Source organism: Actinomycetota bacterium (assembly GCA_030776625.1).
Taxonomy (GTDB): Bacteria; Actinomycetota; CADDZG01; order CADDZG01; family WHSQ01; genus MB1-2.
Map to the genome: position 1 here is coordinate 285,710 of JALYHL010000001.1, position 11,987 is coordinate 297,696.

The 11,987-nt window shown below is 65.6% G+C and carries 8 protein-coding genes; 4 read left to right on the forward strand and 4 right to left on the reverse strand.

Annotated elements, in window-relative coordinates:
* Positions 1-17 precede the first annotated feature (17 nt).
* Complete coding sequence (locus M3N53_01465) at positions 18-2,999, forward strand: hypothetical protein (protein ID MDP9067001.1); 2,982 nt, start codon at positions 18-20, stop codon at positions 2,997-2,999.
* Between the two features lie 127 nt (positions 3,000-3,126).
* Positions 3,127-4,290 carry an acetyl-CoA C-acyltransferase gene (locus tag M3N53_01470; GenBank protein ID MDP9067002.1) on the forward strand — a complete coding sequence of 388 codons (1,164 nt, stop codon included), beginning with the start codon at positions 3,127-3,129 and terminating at the stop codon, positions 4,288-4,290.
* Between the two features lie 9 nt (positions 4,291-4,299).
* On the opposite strand, the gene M3N53_01475 is transcribed toward M3N53_01470, so the two are convergent.
* Positions 4,300-5,715 carry an ATP-binding protein gene (locus tag M3N53_01475; GenBank protein ID MDP9067003.1) on the reverse strand — a complete coding sequence of 472 codons (1,416 nt, stop codon included), beginning with the start codon at positions 5,713-5,715 and terminating at the stop codon, positions 4,300-4,302.
* Positions 5,716-5,917: 202 nt separating this feature from the next.
* On the opposite strand from M3N53_01475, the gene M3N53_01480 reads away from it, so the two are divergent.
* Positions 5,918-7,393, forward strand: coding sequence for a glycoside hydrolase (locus tag M3N53_01480; GenBank protein MDP9067004.1), 1,476 nt, complete (start codon positions 5,918-5,920; stop codon positions 7,391-7,393).
* Positions 7,394-7,422: 29 nt separating this feature from the next.
* Positions 7,423-8,019 carry a hypothetical protein gene (locus M3N53_01485; protein MDP9067005.1) on the forward strand — a complete coding sequence of 199 codons (597 nt, stop codon included), beginning with the start codon at positions 7,423-7,425 and terminating at the stop codon, positions 8,017-8,019.
* 11 nt (positions 8,020-8,030) lie between these two features.
* Here the strand turns inward: M3N53_01485 and M3N53_01490 are convergent, their stop codons facing one another.
* The 3 genes from M3N53_01490 to M3N53_01500 form a co-directional block, all read right to left on the reverse strand.
* Positions 8,031-8,918 (reverse strand): haloalkane dehalogenase, encoded by an 888-nt coding sequence (locus M3N53_01490; GenBank protein MDP9067006.1) that lies wholly within the window; start codon positions 8,916-8,918, stop codon positions 8,031-8,033.
* A 14-nt stretch (positions 8,919-8,932) separates the two neighbouring features.
* Positions 8,933-11,602 (reverse strand): pyruvate dehydrogenase (acetyl-transferring), homodimeric type, encoded by a 2,670-nt coding sequence (gene aceE / locus M3N53_01495; GenBank protein MDP9067007.1) that lies wholly within the window; start codon positions 11,600-11,602, stop codon positions 8,933-8,935.
* A 70-nt stretch (positions 11,603-11,672) separates the two neighbouring features.
* The gene (locus M3N53_01500; protein ID MDP9067008.1) at positions 11,673-11,987 is read right to left on the reverse strand and encodes a CBS domain-containing protein; all 315 of its coding nucleotides are present in this window, start codon (positions 11,985-11,987) and stop codon (positions 11,673-11,675) included.

The window sequence follows — 11,987 nt, forward strand, 5'->3', positions numbered from 1 at the left end:
TCGGAAACGGAGCTGCGGTGAAGCGACGAACTGCTTTGTGGGTGCCGCTCGCCCTCATCGCGTCGTCGTTCCCGGCCGCGGGGCTGAGCCGCGCTCTTGCGCAGGTTCCGCCTGAACACTCCTCACCTGTCGCCGCGGCTCGAGACACTGAGCCGGTCGTGCTTAGCGGCGCGAGTTTCCCGACCTGGGCGACGGTCGGCGACGTCGCTCTCGAAGCTCCCCATCACCAGGGAAAGCAGTGCGAGGCTCAGGGCGGTGAGCCCGGTGAGGATCCCTGTACTCATAACCAGTACGAAGACCCCGACTTCTCGTCGTCCGAATACCTGAAGAACTCAGGTGTCCCCGTGGATCAGCTGCTCGGCTACCGCTGGACCGGCGCGGCCTTCGAGCAGATCCCGTTCCAGGTCGACGAGATGTTCCAGCACTACATCTCGAACAACAACTCCGGGTTCGCCTGGTATTCCGAGACCGACCCACACCTGACCTACGCCTTCGACCGCGAGGGCTTCCGGTGGACCAAAGAGGACGCGAGCAATCCGTGTCTGGCGGCACCTGCGAGCGAGCCGGCGACCGATCCCGTGCCCGGACTCGATACCGACGACGAGCTCGCGTTCATGGCGAAGGACGCGGGACCCGCGGCCGGAGACGACGCGCCTCTACCCCCGGGGATCGTTGATTCATACGAGGTCACGATTGCGGATCCGGCGAACGCGAGCGTGAGCTACGTCTACGTGATGAAGGCGACCGCCGGCGGACCAACCCCTGCCTTCGATGCGTCGAATGGCTACGTCCGATACCAGCGGGACGCCGATGCTGACGTTTTCTTGTTCTCCCAGAGCTCGTACAGCAATTACGGCGCGACCTACAAAGGCGCGTACTTCGATCCCGCGACGGGGACATGCGTAACGCAGGACGATCCGGCGACGGAAGAGGTCGAGTACCCGCGGCAACATCGGCCCGGAGACCAAGCGACGATCACCACCCCGCGCTACCGGTTCCGATACGAGGGCCGCTGGCTGCTCACCGAGCTCCAGGTATCGAAGAACGACGACTGGACCTACGGCCCCGACCTGGTCGACCAGTGGAAGGCGCGTGCGTTCCAGCAGCGGCCCTCCGGCCGGACGCCCTGTTGCGGCTTCGAAGAAGAGGTCAACAACTGGGGCGGGTCATCCATCCTGATGGGCGAGCTGTCGGGACCCGTCCGTACGATCCGCGAGACGTGGGGCGCCGACTCCGGAACGAACGTCGTTCGCCGCGAAGTCTTCTACCGCGATGAGATCCGGATGGTCGCGTTCCTGCGCGTCCACGTGATCCCACCGCTAGACGGCATCTACGCGCAGTGGGACTACAACGCGGGCATGGTCGAGACCTACTACAACCCTTACAACCCGAACGGCGCCCCTATCGACGGCAAGAACGACGAGCGCTTCGGAAACTCGCGCCTGCACGTCGGTCCCGACGGAGTGACATACGACGGCAACGATGAAGTCTCTGACACGCTCGATGACGTCACGGGTGACGAGACCCAAGGTGTGGGCGAACCCAACGACCCGAGCTGCAGCCCCACGGGCGAGGCGAAGCCGTACTACGACCAGTTGCCACAGCAGCTTCGGAACGAGCTCCAAGACGCGTGCATCTACAACGACATCGACAGCCCGGACCCGACCTTCTCCGGTGCCAACTCGGGGCTCAACTGGGAGCAGATCGCCGGTCGCAACGGGACGCTCGTCTTCCGGACCGCGATCAAGCAGGTGACGCCGGGCTCGGCACACGCCGCGGTCGCGGTGCCCTACTACCGCGATGACTCCTGTTTCGATGACGGCACCGGCTCGAACCCCGGGCCCCACCTTGACGGGCGCAGCGTCGACGACGGCGACGATGCTCGGTACGACAGCGACGGTGACGGAAGTCTGGACGCCGAACGCGTTTGCTGGGACGCCGCTACCGACCCCCCACCCCCGCCGGAGGGCGATCGGCAGTACTCGCAGGGCTCGATCGGCACCCACGGCGTTCACCTCCTGCTGATCGCCGACTCCGACAACGCCGGAACCACGGTGCCGCTGACCGAGCTGGACACCGAACAGCGGATCGTCGTGCTGCCCCCAACGCCGCAGAACGTCGGCGAGCTTTACGGGCGTCACACTGAAAAACCTCTGGCGGCGGTGGCGACGCCCGAGCAACGAAGCGAGCATCAGCCGACACCCACGCCGACACCCACGCCGACACCCACGCCGACACCCACGCCGACACCCACGCCGACCTCGTCACCCACGGCATCTCCGTCCGCGAGTGAGAGCCCCTCTCCCACGCCGTCGGCAACGCAGCCCACGGATCCACCGACCGCACCGCCGTCGGAGAGTCCGGCGCCCGGCTCCACCCCAACGGAACCTCCGGCACAGTCACCCTCGGCCACGCCGTCCTCGAGCACCGCGGCCAGCCATACCGCACCCTCCGAGCCCCCGGGAACGGCCACTGCGACGATCGAAGCGAGCCGTGACCGGGTCGAGTACAAGCAGTCGTTCACCTTGAGCGGCCGCGTCGACACGGAGAACTGTGCCGTGTCCGCGGTGCAGCTGCTCAAGAGAGAGCACGGCGAGCACGCGCTGGGGCACGTAGCGGTGGCAGACGTTGCCGCTGATGGAAGCTGGGCGAGAGGGATGCGGTCCGGCATCAGCGCGGGGTACGTGGCTCGGGCGGTGACTCGCGGCAACTGCACGTCGAGCGCCTCGATCCCGGTCGACGTCTTCGTTCGAGCGGACGTGAGGTTGCTCCGTCAATCGTGCCGGAAGGCGAGCGGGGAGGTAAGACCCCCTAAGCCCGGCAGCGTCGTGCAACTCCAGAGAAAGCGCCGTGGGAACTGGAACCTCGTAGACGTCGATCGGCTCGATAGGCGGTCGCGGTTTGTCGTCGTCCCCCGAGCCTGCCGCGGTTCGTATCGCGTGGTGTGGAAGCAACAAGACGTGCGGAACCTTGCTGGGGCCGTGCTCTTCCGTCTCTAGAGATCCAGCCGGGGTAGAGCTTCTCTTCCACCGGGGTTTCGCTGGGCGAGCGAGGTGTGAAAAGAAGGCGCGGTGGGGGCGGTTTAGGCTCTCGTTCCTAAGCTGATCGAGCTAAAGGAGCTCTCACATGCCCGAAGCAGTCATCGTTGCCGCCGCGCGTACTCCCATCGGTCGCGCTAAGAAGGGCTCGCTGCAAGACGTACGCCCCGACGACCTTCTCGCCTTCGCGATCAAGTCCGTGATGGAGAAGGCGCCGGAGGTGAACCCCGGTGAGGTCGTCGACGTCATGGCCGGCTGCGGCTTCCCAGAGGCGAAGCAAGGAATGAACCTCGCGCGTCGCGCGGCCCTGCTCTCCGGCCTCCCCGAGCACGTGCCCGGCACCACCGTGAACCGCTTCTGCGCCTCGAGCCTCCAGACGATCAGGATGGCGTTCCACGCGATCAAGGCTGGAGAGGGTGACGCCTTCGTGGCATGCGGCGTGGAGTCGATCTCGCAGGTCGACGGCTACCCGAAGGACATGGACGAGCTGCACCCCAAGCTGTTCGGCGACGATGCCGAGATCGCGAACGTCTACATCCCGATGGGGATGACGGCGGAGAACGTGGCGGAGAAGTACGACGTGTCGCGCGAAGACATGGACAGGTTCGCGCAGCGCTCTCAGGAGCGGGCGGTGCAGTCACAGAACGACGGCTTCTTCGATCGCGAGATCACCGCTTACACGAAGGCGGACGGGACCGTCGTCGAGAAGGACGACGGGCCGCGGGCGAGCTCGACGCTCGAGAAGCTCCAGGGCCTGCAGCCGGCTTTCAAGCCCGACGGCAGGGTCACGGCAGGGAACTCATGCCCACTGAATGACGGCGCCGCCGCGGTCCTGGTGATGAGCGAGGAGCGTGCCGGGCAGCTCGGCCTAAAGCCGCTGGCGCGCATCATCGCCTCGTCCGTCTCCGGTCTCGCTCCCGAGATCATGGGCGTCGGACCGATCGAGGCGATCCGCAAGGTCCTAAAGCAGTCCGGCATGTCGATCGACGACGTCGATTACGTCGAGCTGAACGAGGCGTTCGCGGCGCAGGTGATCCCGGTGTGCCGCGAGGTGGGCATCGACCCGTTCGGCGACAAGCTGAACGTCCACGGCGGAGCCATCGCTCTCGGACATCCCTACGGGATGACGGGCGCCCGCATCATGTGCACGCTGCTGAACGACCTGCACTCGGATGACAACGCGTCGATCGGCCTCGAGACGATGTGCGTGGGCGGCGGCCAGGGCATGGCCATGATCATCGAGAAGCTCTAGACGCTCGGGCTATATCGCCTGGATCATCCCTCGCGGGTGTGCAGTCATCCCACTGATGCGGCTTCCGGTCGTCCGCGGGAGCTTGATAGCGATGCTGGTGCCCGTCGAGCCGCTGCGGATCTCCCCTCGGCCCCCATGGCTCCCGACCAGGGTCCTGACGATGTGCAAGCCGAGCCCGGTGCCGCTCTGGACGTTCTCGTCGATGCGGTAGAGCGGCTCCAGAACGAGGTTCAGCTGCTTCGGATCGATCCCGTCTCCGTGGTCGGTGACGGACATCGTGACGGAGCTCCGATAGCAGTCCAATGACACCCTGACGTCGCCGCTGGTGTACCGAAGCGCGTTGTCCACCAGGTTCGAAAGCACCTGATCCACCACGAAAGGATCGATCTCCGCCTCAACCGGGCCGTCCGGGAGCCCCAGCTTGATCCGATGCCCTTCGGTGGCGACGAACGGGGCCAGCGCCTTCTGAACAGACGTCCGCACATCGTGCGGAATAGGCTGGATCACCACCCCCTGGAGCTCCACGCGCGCGGCCTCCAGGATCCGCTCGACCAGCCTCCGCAACCGGCTCCCCTGCTTGTCGATCTCTCGCACGAACTCCCGCTTCTGCTCGGGCTCCAGGCGGTCCCAGTGGTTATCCAACGTCTTCGTGTAGCCGATGATCGACGTCAACGGCGTGCGCAGCTCGTGCGAGATTGTCGTCAAGAAGCGTGACTTCACCAGGTTCGAGGCCTCGAGATACGCAGCCGATGCGTGCTCCGCTCCCACGGTCTTCGCCCGCTCGATGAGCTTCGCCGCGCGGCCGGCGAACCGCTCGAGCGCGTGCAGCCTGACGCGGTCCAGCGCTTCGGACGGCTTGGAAAGGTGAAGGGTCAACAGCCCGACCAGCTGCTCGTGCAGGACGAGCGGGATCTCGACCGACGGAAGGCGTGGCCAACCCACCTCGGTTGCCGGATCGCTGCTGATGGTCTGGACGACGGCGACGTCATGGTCCTTCTGCTCGAAGAAGTCGATCGTTCCATCCTGCGCGCCGGCGCCGTCCACTGCTGCCTGCAGGAGCAACCTCATGACGTCCTCCAGCGGTAATCCGCCCTTCAGCCGATCCGGCCCCTCGACGAGCCGCTCGATGATGGCGAGCCGGCTGTCGAGGAGGGTGTCGAGCAGGACCCGCCGGCGCTCGGCCGCGGCCGCGGCAGCCGCGCGCCGGTGCTCTCTCCAGGTGATCCCGACGAAGACGCCGACGAGGAGGAGAACCGTCACCCGCACCGCCGGCCCCGAGTCGCTCAGCCACCGGAACGGGTCGTCGACGAAGTAGCTGAACACGAACGGCACCAAAGCTGCCGTCCCGAACAGCAACAAGACGGCTGGGAAGAAGGTCCCCCTCGGCACCCGGCCATCGCCCCCCGAGACCGGCTTCACCGTCACTCTCCGTGGCTAGAAGTGCTCTAGTTCCGATGAACTAGTCACTGTGTGCATCGGCTCATCCCGCTGACGGCTTGAGGCTTCGACGTTGGTCCGGTGTGGGCGTGGCGGAATCGGGCAAAACAGACGCGTACCGCAGGAGCGTCCCCTAACGGGGCGAACCTTGACGCAACCCATCAAAACCGACATTGCGGAGGTTCCTCGGATGAGACTGCAGGCGCGACGCCCCCTGTTCCTGGCTGCTCTTGCGGTCACCTTCGCCATGGCCTTCAGCGCACTCCCCGAGGTGCCACCCGCCGACGCCAGCTCCAACGACGGATCGGGAGGACGCGCTGTCGCCCACCGCAGTGGAGCCGCCGAGGTGAACACCGCCGCGGCCCGTGCCAATGCACCCGACGCGAAGCTCCACCGCATCAAGGTCGACGGGACGCAGCTCCAGGGCGTGGAGCCGACGCTGGGCCTCACGAAGAACGGCGACGTCTATTACGCCGCGTTCCAGACGAACACCAGGATCGAGGTGGCCCACTCGGGTGACAACGGGCAGACCTGGGACCTCCGCTCGCCGGAGCTCCCCGGCGGCCGTAACACGCACGCTCTGTCGTTCGACCCGTACGTGTACGTGGACCCGCGGACCGACCGCATCTTCACGATCGACCTGACGGTAGCGTGCTCCTACCTGTCGTTTAGCGACGACAAGGGGAAGTCGTACATCACCAACCCCATCGCCTGCGGCCGCCCGGTCAACGACCACCAGACGCTGTTCGCGGGGCCACCGGTCAACAGCCCGACTGTCGGTTACAAGAACATCGTCTACTACTGCTGGAACGACGTTGGTAGCTCGTCGTGCTCGAAGTCGCTCGACGGTGGTTTGTCCTTCTCGCCCACGGGGGCTCCCGCTTACCCCGGCATCGACCCCGAAGCCGGAGAGCAGGACGACAACTTCTGCGGCGGGCTCCACGCCCACGGCTACGTCGGACACGACGGAACCGTGTACCTCCCCAAGGGCCACTGCGGGCAGCCGTTCCTCTCGATCAGCAAGGACGAGGGAAAGACGTGGAACCGCGTACAGGTTGCGAAGATCGGCACCTCGACGCACGAGGCCGGTGTCGCCACCGACTCCAAGGGCAACATCTACTACGCGTGGGTCGCTCGGGACCGTCTGCCGTACCTCGTGATCTCCAAGAACGGCGGCAAGACCTGGTCGAAGCCCCAGATGATCGCTCCCCCAGGTGTGAAAGAGGCCAACCTGCCGGGTCTGGACGTGGGTGCACCCGGGAAGGTCGCGATCGTGTACATGGGCAGCGAGAACTCGCCGTTCCGTCCCGGCAGGGAAGAGAACGCAAACGAATGCACCGCACTGGGTTCCTGTACCCGAGAGGGATACAAGAAGGTCACGTGGAACGGTTACATGACGATCAGCGCGAACGCGCTGGACGACGAGCCCCTGTTCTACAGCGGCACGGTGAACGAGAAGAAAGACCCGCTGATCCGAGACACCTGCGGACCGGGTCGTTGTCGAGCCGTCTTCGACTTCATCGATATCGTGATCGGTCGCGACGGCACCCCGTGGGCGGCGTTCGTCGACGGATGCACGTCGATCTGCGCAACGGCCGCCGGGGCGAGCAACCTCGGGTCTGACGCGGTCGTCGGTCGCCTCGTCGGAGGCCCGAAGCTCAGATAAAAGACAACCCATCCGGCCTCACCCGCTGGGTGAGGCTGCTTCTGGGGTTGTGGCTGTTCGCGCTCGGAACCGTCATGTTCCTGCGCGCGTCGCTCGGGCTGTCACCGTGGGACGTGCTGGCCGACGGGGTGAGACGCAACTCGCCGGTCACGTTCGGTCAGGCCGTGATCCTCATCGGGCTCGTCCTCGTGCTGGGAAGCCTCGTCGCGGGGATCAAGCCCGGCCCCGGGACCATCGCGAACATGATCCTTATAGGTGCGTTCGCCGACCTGATGTTGGCGACGGGGATCGGCGCGGGCCTCGATGACATGTCGGTGTGGATCCGGTTCATCGTCATGCTCGGCGGGATCGTGGTCACGGGGATCGGCTCCGCGCTCTACATAGGCGCCGGTCTCGGCGCGGGACCGCGCGACAGCCTCATGATCGCGGTCGCGACCCGTGCGGGGATCCGTGTGGGGATAGCACGAGCCATCATCGAGGGCACGGCTCTCCTGCTCGGGTTCCTGCTCGGGGGAAGCATCGGCGTCGGCACCGCGGTGTTCGCGCTCGGCATCGGCCTGTCCGTCGATGTGGCCTTTCAGCTGTTCGGTATGGATGCCTCGGGCCGGAAGGTCCAGCCCGCCTAGTTCCCGTTGCTTCAGATGCCGAGCCAGTCGCGCACCAACGCAGCGATCTCTTGACCCTTGTCTTCCTGCAGGAAATGCGAGGCGCCGGAGATCGGTACGAATATCGCCGAAGGTATGCGCTGAGCAAGCTTCTCTCCGGCGCGTTGCGGAAAGACAGGGTCCTGGTCCGAGAAGGCGACGAGCGCGGGCTTGTTCCACATCTCCAGCGCGTCGCCCGTATGCGCCATCTCTGCAGCGCCCGGGTCACCCTCGCGCAGGGGGACCAACAACGGGAAGGCGGCGGCGCCGGCCTTCGACTCCGCGGTAGGGAACGGAGCTTCGTAAGCCGCGATCACCTCTTCCGATAGGTCGGTAGAGGTCGCCCCCTGCAGCACGAAACCAACAGGAAGGTCCGGGTTGCGCTCCGCGAAGTTGCGCCACCTCATGAAGCCTTCGGTCGGCCAGTTCGGGCCGGGCCGGAAGATGCCGGTGTTCAGGATCACGAGGTTCGCGAACCGGTCCCGATGAGTCACCGCCACCCGCAACCCGATCGGACCGCCCCAGTCCTGTACCACCAGCGTGATCGACTGGAGATCCAGGTGCTGGATCAGCTGGACGATCGAGTCGACGTGACGTTCGTAGCTGTACCAGTCGCGCTCGGTCGGCTTGTCCGAGCGTCCGAAGCCGATCAGGTCCGGGACCACCACGCGTGCGCCCTCCGCCAGCGGCGGGATCATCTTGCGGTAGAGATAGGCCCAGGTCGGCTCGCCGTGGAGAAGAAGGATCGGGGCGCCCTGACCCTCGTCGACGTAGTGCATCCGCAACCCGTCGAGGGCCCCGCCGAGATCTAGATAGTGCGGGTCGAAGTCGTATCCGGGCAGGTGCTCGAAGCGCGCATCATCTGTGCGGAAGATCTCCATCAGACGCCGATCGCTCAGGCGAAGAACGGCGGGGTGCGGTCGGGTTCGATCCCGTAGCGCGTGATGGCTTCTGTGACCGTCTCGGGCTTCAGGTCACCGAACTCGGCGAGCGCCGCGAGCGTTGCGACGACGATGCTCTCCGCGTCGATCTCGAAGTGGCGCCGCAGCGCTGCGCGCGTGTCGGAGCGTCCGAAGCCGTCGGTCCCAAGCGGAACGAACGGAGCGGGGATCCAGCGCGCGACCTGATCGGGGACCGCCTTGATCGAGTCGCTCGCGGCGATGACAGGACCCTCCGCGTTCTCGAGAGCCCGCGACACGTACGGCATCCGGCGCGGCTCTTCCGGATGCAGGCGGTTCCATCGCTCGGCCTCCAGCGCGTCGACCCGAAGTTGCTGGTACGACGGAACGCTCCATACGTCGGCGCTCACGTCCCACTCGTCCACCAGCAGCTGCTGCGCCTTCAGCGTCTGCGGCACCATGTTGCCCGAACCGAACAGCTGCACCTTGTGCTTGCGCTCTGGGGCCTCGCTGAACCTGTAGATGCCACGCAGGATCCCCTCTTCGACGCCGTCCGGCATCACGGGCTGCGGGTAAGGCTCGTTGTAGAGCGTGACGTAGTAGAAGACGTCCTCGTCCTGCTCGTACATCCTGCGCATCCCCTCGCGCACGATCGTCGCGACCTCGTACGCGAACGCCGGGTCGTACGACAGACACGCTGGATTCGTCGTCGCCATCAACAAGGTGTGTCCGTCCTGGTGTTGGAGTCCCTCGCCGTTCAGCGCGGTGCGCCCGTAAGTGGCACCGAGCAGGAACCCGCGGCCCCTCTGGTCGCCGAAGGACCAGATCTGATCCGCGATGCGCTGGAAGCCGAACATCGAGTAGAAGATGAAGAACGGGATCATCGGCTCGCCGTGGGTCGCGTACGACGTGCCGGCCGCGGTGAACGAACCCATCGACCCCGCCTCGGTGATGCCCTCTTCGAGAATCTGGCCTTGCTGTGATTCCCGGTACGCGAGCAAGAGGGCCGAGTCGACGGGGTCGTAGAGCTGCCCGTTGGCCGCGTAGATCTTGAAGTCCGGGAACAGTGACTCCATCCCGAAGGTGCGCGCCTCGTCGGGGATGATCGGCACCACGCGCTTGCCGATCTTCTTGTCCCTCAGCAACTTCCGCAGCAAGCGAACGAAGGCCATGGTCGTGGCAACGTTCTGCTTCGTGCCCTTCGAGAACTCGTCATAGAGGTCGCTCTTGGGGAACTCGATCTCGACGTGCCGGCTGCGGCGCTCGGGGATGAAGCCACCGAGCGCGTGACGTCTCGCGATCATGTACTGGATCTCGGTCGAGTCCTTGCCCGGGTGGTAGTAGGGCGCGCAGCCCTCGCTGATGTCCTTGTCCTCGATGGGGATCTCGAGCCGGTCGCGGAACACGCGCAGCTCTTCCTCGGCGAGCTTCTTCATCTGGTGCGTCACGTTGCGCGCCTCGAACGACTGGCCCAGGCCCCACCCCTTGACCGTCTTGGCCAGGATCACGACCGGCTTCTCCTTGAGGTCGATCGCGGTGCGGTACGCGGCGTAGAGCTTCCGGTAGTCGTGGCCCCCACGCTTCAGCTTGCGCAGGTCGTCATCCGACAGGTGCTTCACCATCTCCTGCAGGCGCGGGTCGGGACCAAAGAAGTGCTCCCGGATATAGGCGCCGGACTCGACGACGTACTTCTGGAACTCGCCATCGAGCGTGGAGTTCATCTTGTGCACCAACGCCCCGTCCGAATCGCGCGCCAGGAGGTCGTCCCACTCCCGGCCCCACACGACCTTGATGACGTGCCAGCCGGCGCCGCGGAAGATCGACTCGAGCTCCTGAATGACCTTGCCGTTGCCGCGCACCGGCCCGTCGAGGCGCTGAAGGTTGCAGTTGACGACGAAGATGAGGTTGTCGAGCCGCTCACGTGCCGCCAGCGACAACCCCGCCATCGACTCGGGCTCGTCCATCTCGCCGTCGCCGAGAAACGACCACACGCGCTGCTGCGACGTGTCCTTGATGCCGCGGTGCTGCAGGTACCTGTTGAAGCGGGCCTGGTAAACGGCGTTCAGAGGAGACAGCCCCATCGATACGGTCGGGAACTCCCAGAAGTTCGGCATGAGCCGCGGGTGCGGGTAGGACGACAACCCTTTCCCGCCGCTCTCCTGGCGGAAGTTCTCGAGCTGGTCCTCGCTGATGCGGCCCTCCAGGAAGGCCCGGGCATAGATCCCCGGGGCGCCGTGGCCTTGGATGAAGACCTGGTCACCACCCCCGGTCGCGTCACGGCCGCGGAAGAAGTGATTGAAGCCGACCTCGTACAGGGCCGCCGACGACGCATAGGTGGAGATGTGCCCGCCGATGCCGTCGTGCGCCTTGTTCGCGCGCGTCACCATGACGGCCGCGTTCCACCGAACGATCTGCCGGATCCGTCGCTCTATGTCCTCGTTGCCCGGGAAGTAAGGCTCCTGTTCGGGAGCGATCGTGTTGATGTAGTCGGTGGAGACCATCGACGGCAGCCCGATCTGGCGCGAGCGCGCGTGCAACATGATCCTGTGGAGCAGGAAGCGAGCGCGAGCCGGAGAGTGATCGATCACCTGATCAAGCGACTCGATCCAGTCTTGTGTCTCGTCCGGATCGATGTCGGGCAGCTGGTCTTTGAAAGCGTCGTACATCAGGCCTCCTGACCCCCTGGTCGTGACGTCCAGCCTAGGGCTTTCGGCGAGCCGGCGGAACCAGCCTCCTTTAGCCCGGGAGCACCTCTCCCGAATCGAGGTCCTCGCGGCGCGCAAGCTCGACGAGATCGACCACCCCGATCAGAACGCCGTCCGCGAGCACGGGCAGGAGCCGGATGTGGTGGTGCGCCATCCGCCTCTGCACCTCGAGCACGTCCGAGTCCGCCTGCACGAAGACCGGGGTGCCGCGCTTTAGCTCCTCCTCGGTGACGTCCATCAGGTTCATTCCCTCGTCACAGAGAAGGCTGGCCAACCAGGTCATCGTGTCCGACGAACCGGCGTCTCCCCACGGTCCCGGGGTGACGACTTCACCCGTTCTTCGCAA

Bases quoted from the DNA above. Each gene is read 5' to 3' on its own strand.
- aceE (MDP9067007.1), bottom strand. From the start codon at position 11,602: ATGTACGACGCTTTCAAAGACCAGCTGCCCGACATCGATCCGGACGAG.
- M3N53_01480 (MDP9067004.1), top strand. From the start codon at position 5,918: ATGAGACTGCAGGCGCGACGCCCCCTGTTCCTGGCTGCTCTTGCGGTC.
- M3N53_01490 (MDP9067006.1), bottom strand. From the start codon at position 8,918: ATGGAGATCTTCCGCACAGATGATGCGCGCTTCGAGCACCTGCCCGGA.
- M3N53_01470 (MDP9067002.1), top strand. From the start codon at position 3,127: ATGCCCGAAGCAGTCATCGTTGCCGCCGCGCGTACTCCCATCGGTCGC.